The following is a 24223-nucleotide window of genomic DNA, read 5'->3' as shown; positions in this document are numbered from 1 at the left end:
AACTTCTCTTCGGCGAGACAGAACGCGGTCCGCTTTGCCGGCGCCAGGCGACGTAAACTTCGAAATAAACCACGGTCACAAAACGACGCCCCCGACCGGCGGCGCGCCCCGCGCAATGCGCCGATCCGCTCTTCATCGGCACTTTCACGACCTTGCCGTGGGCAATTAATTCTTGCCATCAAACAACAATTAAATTGACTTTTTATCAAAACTGAATAATTTTAGCATTAGTAAAACGGTGGATTACACCTAAACAGGAGTGAACTCAATGTCGTCAGAGTACAATATCGGGCCGAGGATCAAGAAGCTTCGTTTGGCAAGGAAGCTGACGCTTCAGGCTGTCGCCAACGAGACCGGTTTCTCCCCGGCGCTTATTTCTCAGATCGAAAACGACAACGTCTCCCCCCCCATCGCAACGCTGTCGAAGATCGCCAAGTTCTTCGACGTGAAGCTGGCGCAGTTTTTCAGCGAGGACGAGGACAACCGCAGGTTCGAGGTGGTGCGCGCCGATCAGCGTACCATCGTGCCGCGGGTCATCTCTAAGGAAGGCACGCGCCAGGGGTACTTCTACGAATCCCTCTCCTTCTACAAGCAGAACAAGAAGATGGACGCCTTCATGGTCACCCTCACCGAGAAGGCTCCGGAGGCCAACACCTACAGCCATGACGGCGAGGAGTTCATCTACGTGATGAACGGCACCGCCGACTTCATACTGGAAGACCAGAAGATCACCCTTAACGAGGGGGATTCCCTCTATTTCGAATCGACCCTGGGTCACCGGCTCCTAAGCCACGACGGCAAGGAGGTCCGGGTGCTGGTAGTCGTGACCAAGTAGTTGCACCGGCAGCAGAGACTTTAATGGCGCATAGCCGCGAATCTGATGAGTCAAAGGAGAAATGCATGAGCAAAAAATTGGGTGCCCTTGATTACCACTCAAGCGGCAGAAAAGGTAAGATCGAAGTCATCGCCACCAAGCCGTGCCAGACCGCAGCCGACCTGTCCCTCGCCTACTCTCCGGGGGTCGCGGAACCCTGCCTGGCCATCCAGGAGAACCCGGACGACGCCTACAAGTACACGGCGAAGGGGAACCTCGTGGCGGTCGTATCCAACGGCACCGCGGTCCTGGGCCTTGGGAACCTGGGCGCCCTCGCCGGCAAGCCGGTCATGGAAGGGAAAGGTGTCCTCTTCAAGCGTTTCGCCGACATCGACGTCTTCGACATCGAGCTGAACACCGAGAACCCCGACGAGATCATCAAGGCCTGCCAGCTCCTGGAGCCGACCTTCGGCGGCATCAACCTTGAGGACATCAAGGCGCCCGAGTGCTTCTATATCGAGGAGCAGCTCAAGAAGACCATGAACATCCCGGTCTTCCACGACGACCAGCACGGCACCGCCATCATCTGCTCGGCGGCCCTTCTGAATGCCCTGATGCTGGTGCAAAAGAAGATCGAGGACATAAGGATCGTCGTCAACGGCGCCGGCGCCTCGGCCAACTCCTGCGCCAAGCTCGCCATCGCGCTCGGTGTGAAACCCAACAACATGATCATGTGCGACACCAAGGGGGTCATCTACAAGGGGCGCGTCGAGGGGATGAATCCCTACAAGGAACTCTTCGCAGCCGAAACCCACTTCCGCACCCTGGAAGAGGCGGCGGTGGGAGCCGACGTCCTTTTCGGCCTCTCGGCCAAGGGGGCCTTCACACCGGAGATGGTCCGCTCCATGGCGCCGAACCCGATCATCTTCGCCATGGCGAACCCCGACCCGGAAATCACCCCGGAAGAGGCGCACGGGGTGCGCGGCGACGTGATCATCGCGACCGGCAGGAGCGACTACGCGAACCAGGTCAACAACGTCCTCGGCTTCCCCTTCATCTTCCGCGGCGCGCTCGACGTGCGCGCCACTGCCATCAACGAGGAGATGAAGCTCGCCGCGGTGCACGCCCTGGCGAAACTTGCCCGCGAGGAGGTGCCCGACTCCGTCAGCAAGGCCTACGGCAACGAGAAGTTCAGCTTCGGCCCGACCTACATCATCCCCAAACCCTTCGACCCGCGCGTGCTTTTGCACGTGGCCCCGGCGATCGCCCAGGCCGCCATGGACACGGGGGTCGCGCGCCTGCCGATCGCCGACATGGGCAAGTACATCGAGCAGCTCGAGTCCTCGCAGGGCAAATCCAAAGAGATCATGCGCATGATCATCAACAAGGCGAAGAGCGACCCGAAGAAGGTGGTCTTCTCCGAGGGTGAGGACGACAAGATCCTGCGCGCGGCCCAGGTGCTGGTCGAGGAGGGGATCGCCAAGCCGATCCTGATCGGAGACCAGAAGAAGATCAAGCAGAAGATGGACGATCTCAACCTGGACCTCGACGTGCCGATCATGGACCCGTCCGACTCCGAGTTCACCGAGGAGTACGCCGCGGAGCTCTACCGCTTAAGGCAAAGGAAAGGGCTCACCATTTCCGAGTGCCGCCGCATCATGCGCCGCAAGTCGCGGGCACACTTCGGCAACATGATGGTGCACATGGGGCACGCCGACGCTCTTCTGGGCGGGATCGACACCCACTACCCGGAAACCATCCGCCCCGCACTGCAGGTCTTAGGCAAGCAGGGGGGGCTCTCCAGCGTGCACGGCCTCTACATGATGGTGTCCAAACAGAACGTCTACTTCCTGGCCGACACCACGGTGACCATCGATCCGACCGCGGAGGAGCTGGCCGAGACGGCCATTCTCGCCGCCGAGATGGTCACCAAGCTCGACATCGAGCCCCGCGTCGCCATGCTCTCCTTCTCCAACTTCGGCTCGGTGGACCACCCGCAGACGCGCAAGGTCAAGCGCGCCGTCGAGATCGTCAAGGAGCGCGCCCCCAACCTGATAGTAGAGGGTGAGATGCAGGCCGACACCGCCGTGGTCCCCGATCTTCTGGACGGCTTCACCTTCTCGAAACTGAAGACCCCGGCCAACATCCTGATCTTCCCCGACCTCAACTCCGGGAACATCTGCTACAAGCTCTTGCACCACCTGGGCGGCGCCGAGGCGATAGGCCCGATCCTCATGGGGATGAACAAGCCGGTGCACGTACTGCAGCGCGGCGACGACGTCAACGACATCGTCAACATGGCCGCCATCGCCGTGGTGGACGTACAGAACCTGTAGACGGAGCCCCCCTCCCCCGAAAAGGCTCTTCCGAGAGTTGCGGGGATAATAGCCCCCCTCCCTTGACGGGAGGGGGGACCAAAATCACGTAAACACAAGTGGTGCGCACTTTTGCTTGACTAATGTGCGGCTTCAGCTTAAAAGACTGCATCCTACAGTGAGTCAAATTAACTTTTGCCAACAAACGGTGCTAAATGACCCTGCTTGACAAAGTACTAACCAACAACGAGAAATTCGTGAAGCCGGGGGCCTTCCCCCCCCTGCCCAAGGACCCTAAGCGGCAACTTGCCATCTTCACCTGCATGGACACCCGTCTGGTCGACTTCCTGGAACCCGCGATGGGGATCAAGCGCGGCGACGCCAAAGTGATCAAGAATGCAGGCAATACGCTGGTCGACCCAAACGGCGGGGTGATCAGGAGCCTCGTGGCGGCGATATTCCTTCTGGGAGTCGAGGAGATCTTCGTCATAGGCCACAAGGACTGCGGCATGTCATCGGTCGACGCAGAAAAACTGAAGGAGAAGATGATAGCCCGCGGCGTCGACCCGTCGGCCATCGACAGCCTCGTCCCCGACCTGGGCCAATGGATGGGAGCGTTCGCCTGCCCCGAGGAAAACGTGGAGCGGGTCACCCAGATCATCCGCAACAGCCCGCTCATCCCGAAAGACGTACCGGTCCACGGCCTCATCTTCTGCCCCAACGACGGGCACCTGGAGGTCATCGTCAGGGGGTACTGAGTGCCCCCCGAAAAGCAAAATTGAAGGGCCCGTGTCTTGATTCAGACACGGGCCCTTTTTATTGTGATTTTCTCGAACGCGGCTACGGACTCGAAGGGCCCGCAAAGCGCACGTAAAGAACACGCAACGCTTTGGTTTCATTTTGGCAACAATGCTATTAGATGCATTGACTTAGCTCGTTGCAAAGCATAAAGATTGACGGTGCCCGGCGCTCTGATAGGCCACGCGGCGCACTCCCATATCCAGGGCGTTAAAATTCCGCGGTCCCGGCCTTGTCCCTACCCAAGACGAGGTGTCACCGTGGACAGTAGCAACCCGCAGTAAAGCAGCCTTCTTTTCCTGTTATGGCCTGTGTTCTCGTACGGTGAACGAGAGCGCGGGCCGCTTTTTTTCCGCAGGAAGCACATCCCGCCGTTGCTCTGTCCAATTCCTCCATTGATCCACCCGTAACCGCAGCTAAATAGATTGCCTTTACATGATCGCCTCCCCGAAAGCGGAGGCGGCCAGTTCCACGGCGATTTTTGCGGTGCGGTTGCCGTGGTCCAGGATCGGGTTTATCTCCACGATGTCCATGGAGCAAAGAAGCTTCGTATCGGCGATGATCTCCATCAGGAGCTGGGCCTCGCGGTAGGTGATCCCTCCCGGCGAGGTGGTGCCGACGCCGGGAACCTCCAGCGGGTCCAGGCCGTCGAGATCGAGGCTCAGGTGCAGGCGGGTCCTGTGGGCGAGCTTTCCCAGCGCCTCCCGCGCGATGGCGCCGATGCCCCGCTCGTCTATGTCCCTCATGGTGTAGACGTTGACTGAACTCTCCCGCAGCCTGACCTTCTCCTGCGGATCCAGCTCCCGCAGCCCGATCAGGACCACGTCGCTGCCGCTAAGCTTCGGCCCCGGCCTCCCCAGGTGCACCAGTTCCGAATGCCCTTCCCCCAAAAGCGCCGCCAAAACCATCCCGTGAATGTTCCCGCTGGGGGAGGTCTCAGGCGTGTTGAAGTCGCCGTGGGCGTCGACCCAGATCACCGCCGTCGGCTGTTCATGGGTCACGCCGCCTATGGAGCCAAGCGCCAGCGAATGGTCCCCCCCCATGAAGACGGGGATGCAACCTTGCGCCACCGCCGTGCGCCCTGCCTGATAAACCGTCTCGCAGACCTTCCCTATCGAGGGAAGGTAATGCTGCTGCCGCTCAGCGGTCACCACGTCACGTACCGGCACCTCCAGGTTCCCTATATCCTCCACTTGGTACCCCAGACCGGTGAGGCGAGCCGACAGCCCCGCATAGCGCAGCGCCCCCGGCCCCAGGTCGACGCCGCGCTGCTCCTGCCCCAGGTCCAGCGGCACGCCTATCATCCTGATACGGTTTTCCATCTTCCCCCCAGCCTTTCCCATTCAGCTCATCCCTTTTGCTTCAGGTGGTTCCAGAGGTTCACTACGAAATCCTGCGCGTTGGTCAAAAGCCCCACCGCCTGCGCCGAGCCGCGGTTGGCCAGTTTGTCCACGCAGAACTCGGTCATGTCCACCACGTAAAAGTAGACCGGCCGCACCCTTCCGTCCTCCATTACCTTGTAGCTGGGAACCATGTTGCCGAAGGCTATGGAGTGCAGTTGCGTGGCAACGGCCAGCACCGTGGTGGCGCGCCGCGCGTGCACTCTCATGGCGTCCTGCGCCTGATAGGCGTCGGCGATCACCTCGGGGAGCGGGCCGTCGTCACGGATGGAGCCGGCGAGAACCAGGGGAACGCCCTTTTTGGCGCAGGCATACATGATGCCGTCCGAAAGCCCCAGCCCTTCGATGGTCTGGGGGATCCCCCCACGCAGGCGCACCTCGTTGATGATGTCCAGGTGGTTGTAATGCCCCATCGGCATCACCATCTGGGTATAGATGTTCTGCCCGAGGCCGGTGCGAAAGCGCGCCGCCTCCAGGTCGTGGGTGGCGAGCGCGTTCCCCGCTAAAAGTGCATGGCAGTAACCCGCCTCGACGAGCCCCTGCATCGCGTTGCGGCAGTCCATGTCGAAGGCTACCGCGGGCCCCAGGACCCAGACGATGTAGCCGTGGTCCCGGTCGTGGCGCAGCACCTGGTACAACTCGTCGTAGGAGCGGGAAAAGGGGGTCTCGCGGGTGCCGCGGCTGCGAAAGGAGAACTTGTCGGCGAAGGGCTCGGCCAGGTTCAGGAAGCCCCCGATGTGGAGGTAGATCCCCTCTTCGCCGTTTTCCGTCCTACCCACCACGACCGGGTCGCCGCGCCGCACGCGACGCGGCTCGACCACCTCCGGAACCCTTCCCTTGAGTACGATCACGCAGTCCATGCGGCTTTGAGGCGCGAGGAGCCACTCACCTCCACCCAGGTGCACGTATTCGGGATGGTTCGAGGTGGCGTGGTAGTTTTGCGGCAGCACCCCATCCCCGGGAGCCGGGATCGTGCGCGCCGCCGGGGCGTCGGCCAGCTTGGGCCGGCGGAAATCCGGCGCGGTATAGCTTGGTATCACATCTGAATGAGCCGCCATTGAAACCTCCTAGCCCCATGACAAAAGGGGCGGCAGGAGAAACTTTAACATGAGGGAGAAAGCTTACAACTGTTACAGGAAAGCCTCCCGCACAAGATGAGACAATATTCATCTAAAGTTTCACAGCGGCCATCCGATACGTCTCTCTATCAGGTCCCGAAATCCCTTCCGGGCCGGCAGCATGATGATCGATCTATAAAAAGGAGCCTGCGATGAACTTGTGGATGAACTTGAAGGTCAAGACGAAATGCCTTTGCCTGGTAGCTATAGCGGTGGTCACTCTGACAGTATTCGCAGCGACCAGCTTGCATAAAATGAGCGTCATGGCTGGCGACGAAAAGAACTTGAGCATAGCGGTCACCCATGTGAGCCTCTTGAACGACATGAAGAACGATTTTCTGGCCATCAGGCTGGACCTGGTCTACATGCTGTCCCTCGAGGACACGGCAAAGCTCAAGGAAAAGGTCGATGACCTGAACCAGCGCAAGAAGGCGATAGATGCCGGGCTGGCCAAATTCCTGAGCTATGAGTTGGAGCCCAACGAGAAAGAGTTGATCGGGCGGTTCAAGGAGGGGTACCAGGCCTACCTGGTGCAGGGCGCGAAACTGCAGGAACTGGCGCTGGCGGCCGTGGGTAACCCGCAGGCGCGTAGCGAGACCGTCGTATTCGCCACCGGGTCGGTGGCCCCGCTTTACAAGAAACCTGCCGACGCCGTCACGGAACTGGTCGCCTTGAACGAAAAGGATGCCGACAAGACCTACCGGCAGGACGTCGCCGGCTACCGTTCCGCCGTGGTGGTGATGCTGGTCCTGGCAGGTTTTGCCACCCTGTTCATGGCGCTGATAGGTCTTTTGATCGCCAACTCCATCAGCAAGCCGCTCCAGATGGTGTTCGACACCCTGGCCGAAGTCGCCGGGGGCGACCTGACCGCGCGTTCGGGAATCGATACCAAGGACGAAATGGGGATGCTGGCCACCGAGGTCAACGTGATGGCGGACAAGTTGAACGAGACCATGAACCGGGTCGCCCAGAACAGCGTGGAAGTAGCCGCTGCCGCCAGCCAGTTGCACAGCACCTCCGACCAGATAGCTACCGGGGCCGAGGAGGTCGCGGCCCAGACCGGCACCGTCGCAACAGCCAGCGAAGAGATGGCCGCCACCTCGTCGGAAATTGCCCAAAGCTGCCATATGGCAGCCGAGGGGGGCAAGCAGGCGACGGACCGGGCCAAAACCGGGACCGCGGTGGTCGAGCAGACGGTTTTGGTGATGAACCGTATCGCGCAGCAGGTGAAGTCGTCGGCTGCGACCGTAGCCGGCCTTGGCGAGCGGAGCGACCAGATCGGCGCCATCATCGGCACCATCGAGGACATCGCCGACCAGACGAACCTGTTGGCCTTGAACGCCGCCATCGAGGCCGCCCGCGCCGGCGAGCAGGGGCGCGGCTTCGCGGTAGTGGCCGACGAAGTGCGGGCCCTGGCCGAGCGCACCACCCGCGCCACCAGGGAGATCGGCGAGATGATCAAGTCGATCCAGAGCGAGACCAGGGAGGCGGTCGGCGCCATGGAGGAAGGTGTCCGCGAGGTGGAGAACGGCACCAGGGAAGCGGCGAAGTCGGGGGATTCGCTCCAGGAAATCCTGGAGCAGATCAGCGAGGTGACCATGCAGGTAAACCAGATCGCGACCGCAGCCGAGGAACAGACTGCCACCACCGGGGAGATCACCAACAACATCATGCAGATAACCGACGTGGTGCAGGATACCTCCAGGGGCGCCCACACCTGTGCCACCGCGGCGAGCCATCTTGCCGGCCTGGCCGACGACCTGCAGCGCCTGGTCGGACAGTTCACGCTCAGGTAGGAAAGTAAAACGCATCGTAAATCCGCCCCCTCCTCCCACGAACACCCGGGAGGAGGGGGTTTATTTTTCCCCAAAAAGTTCCCCCTCCCGTCAAAGGAGGGGGAGAACTTCCCTCTTCAGCGCCCTTTCCCTTAGGTTAAAGCCCCAGAAATCACTTTACAATTAACAACCCCTTCTATATATTTCATGAGTTAACCTCCGCGAGCTAAAGGACAATATGGTAATCGAGCATATCCGCAACTTTTCCATCATCGCCCACATCGACCATGGCAAATCCACTCTGGCAGACCGCCTACTCGAATTCACCGGAACCGTTTCGGCCCGGGAAAAGCAGGACCAGTTCCTGGACAAAATGGACCTGGAACGCGAACGCGGCATCACCATCAAAGCACAGACCGTGCGACTCAACTACCGCGCCGACGACGGCAAAGACTATATCCTCAACCTGATCGACACCCCGGGCCACGTCGACTTCACTTACGAGGTCTCCCGCTCGCTCACCGCCTGCGAAGGGGGCCTGCTGGTGGTCGACGCCTCGCAGGGGGTGGAAGCCCAGACTTTAGCCAACGTCTACTTAGCCCTCGACGCCAACCTCGAGGTGTTCGTGGTGCTGAACAAGATCGATCTCCCCGCGGCCGAGCCGGAACGGGTCAAGGCCGAGATCGAGGAGATCATCGGCCTCGACACCCACGACGCGGTGCTGGCCAGCGCCAAGGAAGGGATCGGGACCAAGGACATCCTGGAAGAGATCGTCAAGAAGATCCCCCCACCCAAGGGCGACGCGACCAAGCCCATGAAGGCGCTCCTTTTCGACTCGTGGTACGACCAGTACCAGGGGGTCATCATCCTGGTCCGCCTGGTGGACGGGACGGTGAAGAAGGGTGACAAGATCCAGCTCATGTCGAACCGCAAGAGCTACGAGGTGCTTAAGGCCGGCGTCTTCTCCCCGGAAATGCGGGAGACCCCGATGCTTTCCGCCGGCGAGGTCGGGTTTATCATCGCCGGGATCCGCGAGGTGGCCGACGCAAAGGTAGGCGACACGGTGACGCTGTTGCACAACCCCTGCGACGCCGCCCTGCCGGGTTACAAGGAGGTGAAGCCGATGGTCTTCTCCGGCCTTTACCCCATCGACACCTCGCAGTACGAGCAGTTGCGCGACGCGCTGGCCAAGCTGAAACTTAACGACTCCTCGTTCTCCTACGACCCCGAGACCTCGCTCGCGCTGGGCTTCGGCTTCCGCTGCGGCTTTCTCGGGCTTTTGCACATGGAGATCATCCAGGAACGCCTGGAGCGCGAGTTCAACCTCGAACTGATCACCACGGCGCCCACCGTCGTCTACCGCGTACACGGCACCGACGGCAGCCTCACCTCGATCCAGAGCGCGAACCAGCTCCCGCCGACCCAGGAGATCGCCTACGTTGAAGAGCCGTTCATCCTCGCCTCGATCCACGTCCCCAACGACTTCGTGGGGGGGATCCTGGCCCTTTGCGAGGAGAAGCGCGGCGTGCAGCGGGAAATCAAGTACCTGACCCCTACCCGCGTCATGGTGGTCTACGAGCTCCCCTTGAACGAGGTGGTGCTCGACTTCTACGACCGGCTGAAATCGATCACCAAGGGGTACGCCTCGCTGGACTACGAGCTTCTGGACTACCGCCAGAGCGAACTGGTGCGCCTCAACATCATGATCAACGGCGAGGTGGTGGACGCGCTGTCGCTTATCATCCACAAGGACAAGGCGTACTACCGCGGTAGGGAACTGGTCTCCAAGATGAAGGAACTGATACCGCGCCAGATGTTCGAGATCGCCATCCAGGCCGCGGTAGGGACCAAGGTCATCGCGCGCGAAACGGTCAAGGCGATGAGAAAGGACGTCCTCGCCAAGTGCTACGGCGGCGACATCACCAGGAAGCGGAAACTCCTGGAGAAACAGAAAGAAGGCAAAAAGCGCATGAAGAACGTCGGCAATGTGGAGCTCCCGCAGGAGGCGTTCCTGGCTATCCTCAAGGTAGAGGGGTAGCCCCAACTCGGACGGCTTACGCCTTTCCATCAAGACAAGGGGATCAAAGGGAATGGAAGATTACAAAAACGTCTGCGAAGACAACAAGCCTGCGCAGTCTCCGGTCCAGCCGGACCAGCCGGTCAAGGCGAAGCATGTGGTTCGCGAATACGCAGAGTCGATCATCATAGCGATCCTTTTGGCGCTCGTGATCCGTACCTTCATAGTGCAGGCCTTCAAGATCCCGTCCGGGTCCATGGAGGATACGCTTGCCATCGGCGACCACCTGCTGGTCAACAAGTTCATCTATGGCTCGAAGATCCCCTTCACCGGCAACCGCGTCCTCACCATCAGGGACCCGCGCCAGGGCGACGTGGTCGTCTTCGAGTACCCGGAAGACCCGTCCAAGGACTTCATCAAGCGCGTGGTAGGCGTCCCCGGCGACGTGGTCGAGGTAAAGAACAAGCGGGTGTACGTGAACGGGAAACTCTACGCGAACCCGCACGAGGTGCACAAGGAGTCCGACACCATCCCGAAGGAGATGAACCCCAGGGACAACAAGGATCCCATCACCGTCCCGGCCAACTCCTACTTCGTCATGGGCGACAACAGGGACCGCTCCTACGACAGCCGCTTCTGGGGGTTCGTGACCCGCGACAAGCTCAAAGGGCTCGCCTTCATCAAGTACTGGTCCTGGGACAAAGACAAGCTCAGGGTCCGCTTCGGGAGCATCGGCAAGCTGATCGACTAGCCCCCTCCCCGTTTTCTGTCATTGTCTTAAAAAAACCCCCTGCACGGCCACGCCGTTCAGGGGGTTTTTTTGTTCAAAGTTCCCCCTCCCCCGGCGGGAGGGGGTTAGGGGGTGGGGGAAGATGTCAACTTTTGCACTGCGGGCAACTTCACCCACCCCCCTGCCCCCTCCCGTCAAGGGAGGGGGGGGGAGCTGGAAACAGCGTCAGGTAGGTTTGTAGTTTTTATTGCGACTGCGATTCCATTTTCCGCTGTTTCTTGCTGTCACCGGAAAAAAATTTTCACGCATTCAAGCTCTTAGCTGGTACGGCAAAAGTCATAGTGATTTCGCTATGACAGAGACTTTTCCTCTAATGAGGAATGCGAGCATTGGATCAGCTTCGGCTGACAGTGAAAATATTTTTTGTTGACTAGATTTGTAAGAGTCTGATAGCCTCGGCACATCTAAAAAGCAATATATTGGTAGACGACAATACTAAACCATCCGCGAGGGTGGGACGGAAAGCCTACAGGGTCTCCACGAGACAGCCGGGTCGCCGAAATATCAACTACGATATTCCTGCCCCGGCTTTTTTGCGTCCAGGGGCAGGCAAAGGGGAAGGAAACAGGCAGGAACAACTGCCGCAAAAGCGCGCGGCCACATCGACTGGTAGACGACAAATGCTAAACCATCCGCGAGGATGGGGCGGAAAGCCCAAGGGTCTCACCGAGACAGCCGGGTTGCCGAAATATCACGTGAGTTAGATATGACGCAGCGCGGTTTTTTTGTCCCTGAAGTCCACGGCGCCAAGCAGCACAACCCCCAAAAGGAGATCGAATGAAGCAACTGATAAGGACCAAACTTGCAGTCTTGTACCTGTTCCTCATGGCAGTCATCGCAGGCTGCGGCGGCGGGGGGGGCTCCTCCTCCGCCAACGTAGTCAACGGCGTCGCCGCCGTCGGAGCACCCCTCGCAGGCCAGGTAACCCTGAAGGACTCCTCGGCGCAGCCGCGCGAGAAGAGCACCGCCATCGACCAGAACGGCAACTTCGCCTTCGACGTCACCGGCATGACCGCACCCTTCATCATGCAGGCCAAAGGAAGCGCCGGCGGGACCAACCACACGCTGCACTCCCTGGCCAAAGGAAGCGGAAGGGCCAACATCAACCCCCTTAGCGACCTGATCGTGGCAAGCGCCGCGGGCGTCTCCGATCCGGCGACGGCCTACGCCGACCCCGATCCCGCCCACACGAGGCTTATCGGGGACAACCTGGCCGCTGCCAGCACGACGGTACTGGCCAAGCTGCAGCCGCTATTGGCGCAGTTCGGTGTCGCGGGGACCGACCCGATCACCGCCCCCTTCGTCGCGAACCATCAGAGCATGGACCTGATGTTCGACCAGGTGACGGTGACCTTGTCGGCGGGCGCGGTCAGCATCGTCAACAAACAGAGCGGGAGCGTCATCTGTAACGGGAGCGTGATGAATCTTGCCGCAGCCACCTTCAATGCGGCAGCTATCCCGGTACCCGCAACCGGCGCTCTCGACGGGATGGCACTTTACAACCAGTACTGCGATGGCTGCCACGGCACGGCAAAGCTGGGGAGATCGGCGCTGGCGATACATAGCGCTATCATCACCAACACCGGCGGCATGGGAAGCCTGAGCACCCTCACCGACGCGCAGATCACCGCGATAGCGGCCGCGGCAGCGCCCGTGGTGACGCCTCCGCCGGCGTCGACGCCGCTGGACGGGCAGGCGCTCTACACCCAGTACTGCAACGGCTGCCACGGCAGCGCCAAACTTGGTAAAACCGCGGTGGCGATCCAGGGGGCCATCAATGCCAACACCGGGGGGATGGGAAGCCTGAGCACCCTTACCGCGGCCCAGGTCGCGGCGATAGCGACTACCACAGCACCCGTGGTGACGCCACCGCCGGCGACCACGCCGCTGGACGGGCAGGCGCTTTATACCCAGTACTGCAACGGCTGCCACGGCAGCGCCAAACAGGGTAAAACCGCGCTGGCAATCCAGGGGGCCATCAATGCCAACACCGGGGGGATGGGAAGCCTGAGCACCCTTACCGCGGCCCAGGTCGCGGCGATAGCGACCACCACAGCACCCGTGGTAACGGCTCCGACTCCCCCTGCCTGCGGCAGCTGCCATGCCATACCTCCGGCTACCGGCAAGCACGCCTACCATAGCACCCGCGCCACGTGCGCCAACTGCCACGGCACCGGCTACAGCACGACCACCGTCAATGCCGCCACCCATGCCAACGGCGTGAAGAACCTGACAACTAGCATCGGCTGGAATTCGACCAACCGGACCTGCTCCAACTCCTGCCACGGCACCAAGGCTTGGGGGATTTAGAGTAAGAGGCTGAGTCCACCCCCCCCAGTCTCCCCTTCGCAAAGGTTCATCCTGGGATTCCGTGGAGAAGAGTCCCCCCCTCCCTTGACGGGAGGGGGACGGGGGGTGGGTGAAGCTGCAAAGTACGGAAATAATGGCACATTTCCCCACCCCCTACCCCCCTCCCGCAAGGGGAGGGGGAACTAAGAGCGGCTTTCACCGGTATTTTCCGATGCCCATTCGCAAAGGGGGGGACGCAATAGCCTTGTCTTTGCCAAAGGGTGAGAGTGCAACATCCAACGTTGGCGAAGATGCAATCCGCATAAAAAAAGCCCCTGCCGCATACGCGACAGGGGCTTTCATGTTTATAGCGATTTCTCCCGTTTAAGGATAATCGCCTGCGGGACCCGAACCGGCTTTAGGCCAGGTCGAGCGCCGCCTTGTAGATGATGTCGAAGAGCTCGGGGATGTCCTTCTCAGCGATGCAGGAGAAGGCGATACGGAGGTCGGTCTTGGTGGTGGAGATGGCGCCGACGCCGTATTTTTCCAACAGGTGCACGCGGAGTTTCTCGGCGTCAACGTGCTTCAGCTTCAGGCACATGAAGTAGCCGGAGTTGAACGGATAGTAGTCCCACGCCTTCTCGTACTTGCCGCTATTGAGCACTTCCTTGGTCTTCAGCGCGCGACCCTTCATGATCTGGAACTTCTCCTCCTTCTGCTTGAGGAAGTCCGGGGAGCGCAGCGCCTCGACGACGAAGGTCTGGGAGGGGTGCGGGCAGTTGGAGATGCGGGCGCGGATGATGCCCATCGCCTTCTTCTCCAGGGCGTTCATGACCGGTGCGTTCTCGTAGTCGTTGCCGTCGGCGAAGGTGATGAATCCGGTGCGGAAGCCCCAGACGAACTCCTCCTTTGTGGCGCCGTCGAGCTTGACGGCGAGGATGCGCGGATGGAGGTTGGCGAGCTTGCCGAACAAGGACTCCTTCATGCTGTCTTCGTAGAAGAGGCCGAAGTAGGCGTCGTCGGTGATGGCGACCACGTTGCAGCCCCCGTCGGCGACTTCCTTGATGGCGGCCACGAGGGCATCACCCTCGGCCTGGGTCGGGGTATAACCGCTCGGGTTGTTCGGGAAGTTGAGGAGCACGACGACCTTCCCTTTCTCCTCGGCGGAGTTCTGCAGCACGGCCTTGAAGGCGTCGATGTCGTAGCCGCCGCTAGCGGTGAAGGTCGGATGCTTCTTGACGATGGCGCCGGAGCAGGTGCCGAAGGTCAGGTTGTAGTTGCCCCAGAGCATGTCGGGGAGGATCAGGTGGTCGCCTTTGTCCACGAACATGTCGGCGACGATGGAGAGGCCGTGGGTGAGCGCGTTGGTGACGATGGGGTTGCTGAAATGCTTGCCTACCTGGCTCGGGTTCTCGCGCAGCATCTTCTCACGCCACAGGGAGCGGAGCTCAGGCTTGCCTGCCGGCGGGGCGTACGGGTAGATGTCCTTGGGATCGAAAGCGGTGAGCTTGTCCTGGATGCAGGAGAGGAACATCGGGCCGCCGTTCTCGGTGGCGATGCCGATGGTGGCGTTGAATTTGTTGGCTTTCTCTTTGGCTTCAGCCGACTGGGTAAGGATACCTTTGGGGAAGAAGAGATTCTTGCCGAGATCCGACAGCATCTCCAGGACATAGGGGCTGTGCTGGGCTAGAGACTCGTTAAGTTCCGCGGCCAATGGATTCATTAATTCCTCCTGAAGCTTAATATGGTAGTGCCCGGGGGCAGTTCCGCTCTCTGGTGCGGCAAAGACACGCCATTAAATCTCTATAGCGTCTTCTTGTCAACGGTTAATGTGAGGGTTGAAGGGGTACGACTAATATTTGTGGTATACAGGTACGACTTTAGGCGCTCCCCTCTCCGGATGGAGGGGGAGCGCCCTGAAGGAAGCGATGCAAGGCGGGGATTAGCGCCCCAGGAGGAGTTCCATCAGCTTGTAGCCGGGGTCGACCTTGAGCTTGGTGGCGGCGGCGGAGGATTCGTCGTACCCTGCCACTTCCGGCTTCTCGTCCTTTTCGCCGGCATAGATGACGAAGGGGACCGGGTCGGAGGTATGGGTCATGAGCGCGATCGGCGTAGGGTGGTCCGGCGCACAGAGGATGCGGTACTCGCCGTACTTTTTCACCCCTTCCAGCACGGGGCCGACCACCTTCTCGTCGAAGAGTTCGATGGCCTTGATCTTGTCGGCCAGCTTCCCCGAGTGGGAGGCCTCGTCGGGTGCCTCCACGTGCACGAAGACGAAGTCGCGCTCTTTGAGCGCCTCTATGGCGGCCTGGGCCTTGCCGTCGAAGTTGGTATCGAGGTAGCCGGTGGCCCCGGGGACGTTGATGATGTCGAGCCCGGCGTAGACGCCGATCCCCTTGATCAGGTCGACGGCGGAGATGACGGCGCCGGTGAGGCCGAACTTGGGACCGAACTCCTCCATCGCCGGCGCCTTCCCCTGCCCCCAGAGCCAGATCGAGTTGGCTGCGATCTCGCCCTTGGCGGAGCGCCGCTTCATCTGAGGGTGGTTGTGAAAGATCATCTGCGCGGAGTTCATGATGTAGATGAGGCGGTCGCTCCCCTCCCCGGACGGCATGTGGGAGATGATGTCCTGACCGGTGATGTCGTGCGGCGGGGTCGCCTTGATCTGGCTCTTGCCGTTGTGCCAGACCATCAGGTGCCGGTAGCTGACCCCGGGGTGGAAGGAGAATTCCTCGTCCCCCAGCTGGCGCTGCAGCTCCTCGATCAGCTCGCGGCCGTCTTCGGTGGTGATGTGGCCGGCTGAGTAGTCTTCCATGATGAGCTTGCCGCCGCGTGCTTCCAGGTGCACCAGGTTGACGCGGAAGGCGACGTCGTCGGGGCCGAGCTCGACTCCCATGCTGGCGGCTTCCAGCGGCGAACGGCCGGTGTAGCACTGAACCGGGTCGTAGCCGAACATGGAGAGGTTGGCGACGTCGCTTCCGGGGGGGTACCCCTCGGGAACCGTGTGGGCGAGCCCCAGCTTCCCGCGTCTGGCCATGAAGTCCATGTTGGGGGTCTTGGCCGCCTGCAGCGGCGTCTTGCCGTCGAGAGCGGCGACAGCCTGGTCCGACATCCCGTCGCCCAGAAGAACTACGTACTTCATATTGGCTTTCCTTTTTGCTGCTTTGGTTTGGTGGTTTGCTTTTGGTCTTACCCTACCCTTTTGTGGACCCAATGGACTCTATGGACCCCATGGACCTCATGGACACTATCCCCTGGGGTGAAAATCGGCGTGCAGCTTTTTCATCCTCTCTCGCGTCACGTGGGTGTAGATCTGGGTGGAGGAAAGGTCGGCGTGACCCAACATGATCTGCACGCTCCTTAAATCGGCGCCGTTCTCCAAAAGATGCGTGGCAAAGGAGTGACGCAGGGTGTGCGGCGATATGCTCGTCCTCACCCCGGCCTGCAACGCCCTTTTCTTGATGATGTTCCAAAAGGCCTGGCGACTCATCCCCCCGCCCAGCCGGCTCAGAAAAAGAAGCGTACTCGCCTTCTCCTTCAACAGCTCGCCGCGCGCCTGCTGCAGATAGACCCCGGTGGCGTGGCAGGCGCTCTCGCCCATCGGCACCAGCCTCTCTTTGTCCCCCTTGCCGATGGTCATCAGATAGCCGGCGGAAAGGTTCACCTCGCTAAGCTTCAACCCCACCAGTTCGGAGACGCGCAGCCCGGTGGCGTATAAAAGCTCCAGCATCGCCTTGTCCCGCAGCTCCTGGGCGCCGGTGTCGAGCGGTGAGCTCAAAAGCGCCTCGACCTCGCGTCCGGAAAGGACCGCCGGCAGCTTCCGCACCCCTTTGGGGGCCTCTATGATGGCGGTCGGGTTCAGCTCGCTATACCCCTCCCGCAGCAGGAAACGATGCAGCATCCTCAGGGCGGAAAGAGCCCGGGCACGGCTCCTGGGGGCTATCCCCTCCCCCTTCAGCTTGGCCAGGAATCCGGTGACGTCGCTCGGGCGGATGCCGTCCGGCTCCCGCTCGCCCAGAAAGAGGAGATAACGGTTCAGGTCGCGGCTGTACGCGGAGACCGTGTTCGCCGCCGCCCCCTTCTCCACCAGGAGGTAGTTCAGAAAAAGATCGAGGTAGCGGTCCACTAGCCGTCGACTGCGTCGAGGAGCTCCTTGCGGATCTCCTCAAGCTTGCCGGGGTTCATGATCTTCTGCCCGAAGATGTCCTTCACGTAGAAGACGTCGGCGACCTGATCCACCTTGGTGGAGATCTTGGAGACGCCGATGTAGAGCCCGAGCCGGGTCAGGGTGCTGGTGATGCCGTACAAAAGCCCGATCTTGTCGTGGGCGTAGATGTCGATGACCGTGTAGTCGGAGGAAACCTCGTTGTCGATCTCCACCCGCGCCGGCACGGTCGGCTTGGCCTTCTCGGACAGGATGCTCGGGCGGTGCCTCTTCGCCACCAGGGCGCTCACCTTCACCTTCCCTTCCAGCACCTGCCTGAGATCGTTCTGGAAACGGGTCCAGCGGCTCTCCTCGGTGATGACGAACCCCTGGGGGGAGCCGACCTGGAGGATGTCCAGCACCTTCTCGTTGGTGTTGGTGTGGATCTGGGCGCCGAGGATGTTCATGCCGTTGGCGGCAACGACACCGGTGATCATGGAGAAAAGACCGGGAATGTCGTAGGTGCAGACGGTGCAGTTGGTGTACCCCTTGTCCACCTCGTGAGCGAGCTGGACCACCATCTGTTCCTTCGGGAGCCTCAAAAGCGTCCGGACGTGCGCCGCGATGATCTCGGGGGAATAGGAAAGGAGATGTCTGGTGGAGAGCGCCTGCAGCTCGTCCTTGACCAATTGGCCCGGGTAGTCGTCGGCCAGAAGTTCGAAGACGGTCTTTTTCACCCGGCGCACCCGGTCTCCGGAGGCCTCCAGCTTGAAGTCGCCGCGCTCCAGCACCCGGAACGCCTTATCGTAGAGCTCCTGCAAGAGAAGCGCCTTCCACTCGGTCCAAACCTCGGGCCCCACCGCCTTGATGTCCGCGTAGGTGAGGAGATAAAGCATCTTCAGGTTCTCGCTCTTCTCCATCTGGCGGGCAAACTGGATGATCATCCTCTCGTCGTGCAGGTCGCGCCGCTGGGCTATGTGGGCCAATAGCAGATGGTGCCGTACCAGGAACTGCAGCCTCTCGGTGTCCTCGCGGGTAAGCCCCAGCCGCCTGGCGATGGTCTTGGAGAGCTCGGCCCCGATCTCGGCGTGGCCGCCCCCGCCACCTTTCCCGATGTCGTGGAGCATCACCGCCAGTATCAGCAGCCAGCGCTTGTCCACTTCCCGGGCGAGCTGGGTCAAAAGCGGCAGGGTATCCGCGTGGTCGCCGCGACACAGCTTGACGATCTCCTCGACGGCGAAGAGCGTGTGGGTATCGACCGTATAGATGTGGTAGGCGTCGTGCTGCACCTTGCAGTAGATCCGCTCGAACTCCGGGATGAAACGGTTCAAAAATCCCAGGTGGTGCATCTGCTGCAGGGTCTCGGCAAGCCCCTTCTCGGACTGCAGGATATTGACGAAGGAGGTGCCGGCCTCCTTGGAACGGCGGAACTTGTCGTTCACCAGGTCCAGATTGTCCCGCACCAGCCGCTTGGTCCCAAGGGCCAGCGTAACCCCCTGCTTCTGGGCATGCTCGAAGATCCGCATCAGGCGGACCGGCTCCTTGGCGATCACCGACTCGTCGGGGACCACCAGCTCGCCCTTCACCACGTAGCAGCCGTCGCCTACCGGCCTGCGGGTGAAGTATCCCAGGATCTTGCGCTTGCCTTCGTCGCGCTGGGTGCACTTGGTAATCAATAAAGACGAGAAATGCTCGACGCGGTTGGCGTGCAGGTAGAAGTCCTGCATGAACTGCTCGACCGCCAGGGTCTTGCCGCTGTCTTCATAGCCGAAGAAACGGGCGATGGAGGTCTGCGCATCGAAGGTAAGCTGGTCGTTCTTCCTGCCGGCCAAGTAGTGGAGCTCGTTTCTGATGCGCCAGAGGTAGTTGAGCGAGCTGTAGTAAAGCCCCAGCTCCTCCTCGGAAAGCACCCCCTTGATCACCAGCTCGCGCGGCTCGTCCACCTTGTATTTGATCTTCGCCACCCACATCGCAGTATGCAGGTCGCGCAGGCACCCCTCCCCTTCCTTGATGTTGGGTTCCAGGATATAGACGCTGGAGCCGTACTTCTCGCGCCGCTTCTTGAGCTCGTCGAGCTTCGCCGAGATGAAGGAGTCGCTTCTCTTGGAGAGCACCTGGGTCACCATCAGCTTCTTCAGGTCGTTGTAGAGCTGCTCGCTCCCGGTCAGAAGGCGCGCGTCCAGAAGCGCCGTCTTGACGGTCAGGTCCCCCCCCGCCATCTCGACGCAGTCAGAAAGGGTGCGCACCGAGTAGCCGACGTCCAGGCGCAGGTCCCACAGGAAATAGAGCAGACGGTTGGCCGCCTCCTCCACCACCTTGGACTCCTTGCCGCTGTAGAGAAACATCAGGTCGAGGTCTGAGTAAGGGTTCAGCTCGCGCCGGCCGTACCCCCCGACCGCCACCAGCGCAAGCTGCCCGGTCTTATGCATCTGCAGGTCGTCGGAGAGCGCCGTGAAAAGCCGGACCACCAGGGCGTCGGTCATCGCCGTGATCGACTGCACCACTGAGATGCCGTCCTCCCCCTCGCGATGCCCGCGCTTGGACTCCTCCCTGAAGTGTTCCAGGAACTCGCGCGCAGCCGCGAAGTAGGCGCCGCGCTTCTCCTCGAAGCTCTTGCCGTCGCCTTTGAGCGACTCGGAGAGGTATGCGTTGATGTTCAGGCGCATCACTCTTCCTTGGCGATACGGACCACCTGCAGCACGCCAGGGAACGCCGCTATCTCCGCCTCCGGTATGCTCTCCGTGTCGCCGATCACGCCGATGATGACGCGGTTGGCGCCGGTGGATTGATGTATGTCGAAACCGCGGTCGATGAGGTACGCCTTTATGGTGTCCTGCGCCCCTTCGTCGGCCGTCTTGCGCATTACTATAAGCACTTGAACCTCCTGTTGCCTCAGTGATCCCCTGCGGTGTTGATCCGCTCCAGGCGGCGGGATTCGTCGACCACCCTCTCGAAGAGCCGCACGATGGCCTGGTCGTCCAGGGGACCGCTGTTTTCAGCACTCATCCTGGTGAAGATCCGCTTTTCCCGCGCGGGGTCGTAGACCGGCAGATCGAGACCCTTCTTGATTTCACCGATCTTCAGGGCAAGAGAGGCCCGCTCGTTGAAAATACGCAGCAGTTCACTGTCCAGCCGGTCTATCTCTTGCCTGATCTCGTCTATGGTCATGTCTTCCTCAGAACTGCTTCTTGACGAAGGTGTCGCGCTTCCAGTTGGCGTCGTCCACGTTCGGGTAATCGATGTTGTAGTTGAGCCCGCGCGACTCCTTCCTCATCTGGGCGCAGGTGACGATGAGCTGGGCGACGGTGGCGATGTTTCTGAGCTCGATCAGGTCCGAGGTGACGATGAAGTTCCAGTAGTACTCCTCGATCTCGTCCTGGATCAGCTCGATGCGGTGCATGGCGCGCGCGAGCCTCTTGTCGCTTCTCACGATCCCCACGTAGTTGGACATGAAGCGCCTGATCTCGTCCCAGTTCTGCGAGACGACGACCATTTCGTCGGAGTTCGTAGCGGTGCCGCTGTCCCACTCGGGGATGGCGTAGGAAGGAAAGCCCCCCCCCTTTAGGATTTCGACGGCGTGGTGGAAGGCGCGCCCGGCGTAGACGGCCGCTTCCAGAAGGGAGTTGCTGGCGAGCCGGTTGGCGCCGTGCAGGCCGGTGAAGGCAACCTCGCCGATGGCGTAGAGGTGCTTCACGTCGGTCTCGGCGTTCTTGTCCACCGCCACCCCGCCGCACAGATAATGCGCAGCGGGCACGACCGGGATCATCTCCTTGGTCATGTCGATGCCGTAGTCGAGGCAGGTCTGGTAGATGTTGGGGAAGCGGGAAGTGATATATTCGGCGCCGCGGTGCCTGATGTCCAGGTAGACGCAGTCGTCACCGTGGGTCTTCATCTCGTTGTCGATGGCGCGGGCCACGATGTCGCGGGGGGCCAGGTCTTTGAGGTGATGGTAGCGCTCCATGAAGGCGGTGCCGTCGCGCCGCTTGAGGATCGCCCCCTCGCCGCGTACCGCCTCCGAGATCAGGAAAGAGCGCGCGTTGGGGTGGAAGAGCGTGGTCGGGTGGAACTGCATGAACTCCATGTTGGCAATGGTGGCGCCGGCGCGGTAGGCCATGGCGACCCCGTCGCCGGAGGCTATGTCCGGGTTGCAGGTATATAGATAGACCTTCCCGGCCCCTCCCGAGGCTAAAAGCGTGATGCGGGAGCTGAAGGTCTTCACCACGCCCGCCTTCACGTCGAGGACGTGGGCGCCCAGGCATCGGTTTTGGTCCGTTTTCTTCTTGAGCACCTTGGACTCGGTGATCAGGTCGATGGCCGCATGGTTTTCGTAGATGGTGATGTTGTCGTGGGCGTGGGCCGCCTCGACCAGCGCGCGCTGGATCTCCCGGCCGGTGATGTCGGCTGCGTGCAGGATGCGCCGCTGGCTGTGCCCCCCTTCCCGGGTGAGGTCGTAGGCCTCGCCGCTGGTGTTCCTGGTGAATTTCACCCCCCACTCGATGAGGTTGGCGATCACCTGCGGTCCTTCCTCGACCACCAGGCGCACCACGTCTTCGTGGCAGATGCCGGCGCCCGCAACCAGGGTGTCCTGCACGTGGGCGTCGAAGGAGTCCTCGTTGGAGGAAACCGACGCGATCCCCCCTTGGGCGTAGTTAGTAGCGGTCTCCGCTATATCACGTTTGGCAAGCAGGGCGACAGTACCGTGAGCCGCCGCTTGCAGCGCGAAGGAAAGCCCCGCGATGCCGCTGCCAATGACAAGAAAATCACTCTGCACCTTCATATCTCCCCCGCTAGCCTATAATCGGCCGTTTGATTGAAAAACCGGCAAATTATTGATCTCCGCGGGATTTTTGTCAAGACTTTTGACAGGTTATCGCCCCTTCGGTTCACATTAGACCTTGAATTATCATGCTTATTGGTCTATATTTCCGGTGGCTGATTTCTCTCACCCATTAAAAAAGGAAGCTCATGCCCTGTAGGTCTCAACGACTGCTTTTTGCGGGGTTGGCGACGCTGCTGGCGCTCTCCAGCGCCCCCCTCGCCCCGGCCCGTGCCGACATATACCGTTACGAGGATCCCGACGGGACCCTGCACTTCACCGATGCACCTACCGACAAGCGGTTCAAGGTGTTCATGAGGGACATAAAGAAGGACAAGAAACTAAGGACCGCCTTCAAGCTCCCCGGCTACGCCAGGAACCCCGCAGAATTCGAGCCCATAATCAACTCCTGCTCACGCGAGTTCGGCGTCGACAGCTCGCTGGTCAAAGCCGTAATCCATGCCGAGTCCGGCTACAACCCCTCCGCCGTCTCGTCCAAGGGGGCCCAAGGGCTCATGCAGCTGATGCCCAAGACCGCCCAGGGGCTCAAGGTCTCGGATTGCTTCAACCCCTCCGACAACATCCGCGGCGGGGTACGCTACCTGAGGTTCCTTCTGGACACCTTCAAGGGAGACGAGTCGCTGGCTTTGGCCGCCTACAACTCGGGCATGGGGTCCGTCGCCAAGTACGGCGGCATCCCCCCCTTCAAGGAAACGCAGAGTTACGTGGCCAAAGTATTGAGTTACCGGAACAACTACAGATAGCGCAAAGGCATACAGCATGTCCTCCCCCCCCCCAGCGAAGATAATGAACATCCCCAACATCCTCACCATGGTGCGGATCGCGGCGATACCGATTCTGTGCGTCCTGCTCCTGTCGCCTGAGCGCGAGCCCTGCTTCTGGGCCGCGGCGCTCTTTGCCGCGGCGTCGGTGACCGACTGGCTGGACGGCTACCTGGCCCGCCGCATGGGGATCGTCACCGTGTTCGGGAAGTTCCTGGACCCGATCGCCGACAAGCTGATCGTCATGGCCGCCCTGATCATGATCCTTCCCTTCGACCGGGTTCCGGCCTGGATGGTGCTGGTGATCCTCGGGCGGGAGATGATCATCACCGGGCTGCGCGGCATCGCCTCCACCGAGGGGATCGTGATACCCGCGAGCAATCTGGGGAAGTTCAAGACCATCTTCCAACTGGTCGCCATCATCGGCCTGTTGCTGCACTACGACTACCGCTGGTTCTTTTCCATCGACCATCCATTGCTGGTAGTGAACATGCACAACGTCGGGATGTTCTATCTTTGGATCGCCACTGTGATAACTATCTGGTCCGGTGTCGACTATCTCAATAAGTTCGTCAGGGTCATAGCCAAGTAGAAATTTCCCGTTGACACAGAGAATGTTTCAGGTTATAAACGGGTTCCTTCGATGCACAAGGCGGCATGGCCAAGTGGTAAGGCAAAGGACTGCAAATCCTTCACTCATCGGTTCAAATCCGATTGCCGCCTCCAATAAAGACAAAGGGGTTAGCTTTTATAAGCTAACCCCTTTTGTTTTGTCCGCGCCCCCTGCCGTGGCCTCTATTTATCTCATCAGACCTGTGCTTCCCGTCCCGCTCACAATTCCATACTCCTGAAGGTACTATCAGTTCGTATGCCGAGTACACGCCACCCCTGCGCCAACTCCTGCAAACCCCATCTCAGCCTCCTTTCAGCTACCGGCTCAAATACACCGTATGCTCCTTTTCAGAATGATGTCATTGCATATAGGAAACAAATGCTTCCTGCATGCAACAGTTAAGTTACAACTAGGTGAACTTGTCTTGCAGAAAGCAGAACAGGGACAGAATATTCTGTCCCTGTTTCTGTTAATAGGCTTGCTGGTTCCTGTATAAAGGTCAGGTGTTGAATGTTTGCACTACAGCCGCACAAGGAGAATTAACTTATTCAC

At 60.6% G+C, this 24223-nt stretch carries 18 protein-coding genes, 1 tRNA gene and 2 riboswitches; of the genes, 10 read left to right on the top strand and 9 right to left on the bottom strand.

Translation table 11 applies throughout. The features are described 5' to 3' along the window. Positions 1-268 precede the first annotated feature (268 nt). The 3 genes from GBEM_RS09475 (at position 269) to GBEM_RS09465 (ending at position 3887) form a co-directional block, all read left to right on the top strand. A complete protein-coding gene (locus GBEM_RS09475) occupies positions 269-835 on the top strand; it encodes a helix-turn-helix domain-containing protein (RefSeq protein WP_012530321.1) in 567 nt (188 codons plus the stop codon). A gap of 65 nt (positions 836-900) precedes the next feature. Then, entirely contained in the window at positions 901-3150 is a 2250-nt protein-coding gene (locus tag GBEM_RS09470) for an NADP-dependent malic enzyme (protein WP_012530320.1), read from the top strand. 194 nt (positions 3151-3344) lie between these two features. Next, positions 3345-3887: a beta-class carbonic anhydrase gene (locus GBEM_RS09465; protein ID WP_012530319.1), complete on the top strand. Its 543-nt coding sequence runs from the start codon at positions 3345-3347 to the stop codon at positions 3885-3887. Positions 3888-4358: 471 nt separating this feature from the next. Here GBEM_RS09465 and rocF read toward each other — a convergent pair whose 3' ends face one another. Together rocF and GBEM_RS09455 are read right to left on the bottom strand one after the other, a co-directional pair. Further along, positions 4359-5249 carry an arginase gene (rocF, locus tag GBEM_RS09460; RefSeq protein ID WP_041263174.1) on the bottom strand — a complete coding sequence of 297 codons (891 nt, stop codon included), beginning with the start codon at positions 5247-5249 and terminating at the stop codon, positions 4359-4361. A 26-nt stretch (positions 5250-5275) separates the two neighbouring features. After that, positions 5276-6385 carry an ornithine cyclodeaminase family domain gene (locus GBEM_RS09455; protein WP_012530317.1) on the bottom strand — a complete coding sequence of 370 codons (1110 nt, stop codon included), beginning with the start codon at positions 6383-6385 and terminating at the stop codon, positions 5276-5278. A 212-nt stretch (positions 6386-6597) separates the two neighbouring features. On the opposite strand from GBEM_RS09455, the gene GBEM_RS09450 reads away from it, so the two are divergent. From GBEM_RS09450 to GBEM_RS09435, 4 genes are all read left to right on the top strand, one after another. Further along, positions 6598-8241 (top strand): methyl-accepting chemotaxis protein, encoded by a 1644-nt coding sequence (locus tag GBEM_RS09450; protein WP_012530316.1) that lies wholly within the window; start codon positions 6598-6600, stop codon positions 8239-8241. Positions 8242-8458: 217 nt separating this feature from the next. Next, complete coding sequence (lepA, locus tag GBEM_RS09445; protein ID WP_012530315.1) at positions 8459-10258, top strand: translation elongation factor 4; 1800 nt, start codon at positions 8459-8461, stop codon at positions 10256-10258. A 52-nt stretch (positions 10259-10310) separates the two neighbouring features. Next, the gene (gene lepB / locus GBEM_RS09440; protein ID WP_012530314.1) at positions 10311-10988 is read left to right on the top strand and encodes a signal peptidase I; all 678 of its coding nucleotides are present in this window, start codon (positions 10311-10313) and stop codon (positions 10986-10988) included. Between the two features lie 463 nt (positions 10989-11451). Next, a riboswitch (cyclic di-GMP riboswitch) is annotated at positions 11452-11528 on the top strand. Positions 11529-11639: 111 nt separating this feature from the next. Then, a riboswitch (cyclic di-GMP riboswitch) is annotated at positions 11640-11715 on the top strand. Between the two features lie 89 nt (positions 11716-11804). Beyond that, the gene (locus tag GBEM_RS09435) at positions 11805-13337 is read left to right on the top strand and encodes a c-type cytochrome (protein ID WP_012530313.1); all 1533 of its coding nucleotides are present in this window, start codon (positions 11805-11807) and stop codon (positions 13335-13337) included. Positions 13338-13734: 397 nt separating this feature from the next. Here the strand turns inward: GBEM_RS09435 and GBEM_RS09430 are convergent, their stop codons facing one another. From GBEM_RS09430 to nadB, 7 genes are all read right to left on the bottom strand, one after another. Continuing rightward, positions 13735-15039: an aminotransferase class I/II-fold pyridoxal phosphate-dependent enzyme gene (locus GBEM_RS09430; protein ID WP_012530312.1), complete on the bottom strand. Its 1305-nt coding sequence runs from the start codon at positions 15037-15039 to the stop codon at positions 13735-13737. 219 nt (positions 15040-15258) lie between these two features. Further along, positions 15259-16458, bottom strand: a complete 1200-nt coding sequence (locus GBEM_RS09425) for a cofactor-independent phosphoglycerate mutase (protein ID WP_012530311.1) — start codon at positions 16456-16458, stop codon at positions 15259-15261. A 105-nt stretch (positions 16459-16563) separates the two neighbouring features. After that, positions 16564-17442: a site-specific tyrosine recombinase XerD gene (xerD, locus tag GBEM_RS09420; protein WP_012530310.1), complete on the bottom strand. Its 879-nt coding sequence runs from the start codon at positions 17440-17442 to the stop codon at positions 16564-16566. After that, entirely contained in the window at positions 17442-20126 is a 2685-nt protein-coding gene (glnD, locus tag GBEM_RS09415; protein WP_012530309.1) for a [protein-PII] uridylyltransferase, read from the bottom strand. Before glnD ends, xerD begins: the two co-directional genes overlap by 1 nt. Continuing rightward, positions 20126-20335 carry a hypothetical protein gene (locus tag GBEM_RS09410; RefSeq protein ID WP_012530308.1) on the bottom strand — a complete coding sequence of 70 codons (210 nt, stop codon included), beginning with the start codon at positions 20333-20335 and terminating at the stop codon, positions 20126-20128. The genes glnD and GBEM_RS09410 overlap by 1 nt, the downstream gene beginning before the upstream one ends. Positions 20336-20352: 17 nt before the next feature. Continuing rightward, positions 20353-20628, bottom strand: coding sequence for a chorismate mutase (locus GBEM_RS09405; protein ID WP_012530307.1), 276 nt, complete (start codon positions 20626-20628; stop codon positions 20353-20355). A gap of 7 nt (positions 20629-20635) precedes the next feature. Further along, positions 20636-22237 (bottom strand): L-aspartate oxidase, encoded by a 1602-nt coding sequence (gene nadB / locus GBEM_RS09400; RefSeq protein WP_012530306.1) that lies wholly within the window; start codon positions 22235-22237, stop codon positions 20636-20638. A 188-nt stretch (positions 22238-22425) separates the two neighbouring features. Here nadB and GBEM_RS09395 point away from each other — a divergent pair, with 188 nt between their 5' ends. From GBEM_RS09395 to GBEM_RS09385, 3 genes are all read left to right on the top strand, one after another. Then, a complete protein-coding gene (locus GBEM_RS09395) occupies positions 22426-23040 on the top strand; it encodes a lytic transglycosylase domain-containing protein (RefSeq protein ID WP_012530305.1) in 615 nt (204 codons plus the stop codon). Between the two features lie 16 nt (positions 23041-23056). After that, positions 23057-23650 carry a CDP-diacylglycerol--glycerol-3-phosphate 3-phosphatidyltransferase gene (pgsA, locus tag GBEM_RS09390; protein ID WP_012530304.1) on the top strand — a complete coding sequence of 198 codons (594 nt, stop codon included), beginning with the start codon at positions 23057-23059 and terminating at the stop codon, positions 23648-23650. Between the two features lie 59 nt (positions 23651-23709). Next, a tRNA-Cys gene (locus tag GBEM_RS09385) sits at positions 23710-23784 on the top strand. The last annotated feature ends 439 nt before the right edge of the window (positions 23785-24223 follow it).

This window comes from Citrifermentans bemidjiense Bem (genome assembly GCF_000020725.1).
GTDB lineage: Bacteria > Desulfobacterota > Desulfuromonadia > Geobacterales > Geobacteraceae > Geomonas > Geomonas bemidjiensis.
The sequence above is the reverse complement of the archived record's forward strand: the minus strand, read 5'-3'. Positions and strand labels throughout refer to the sequence as shown.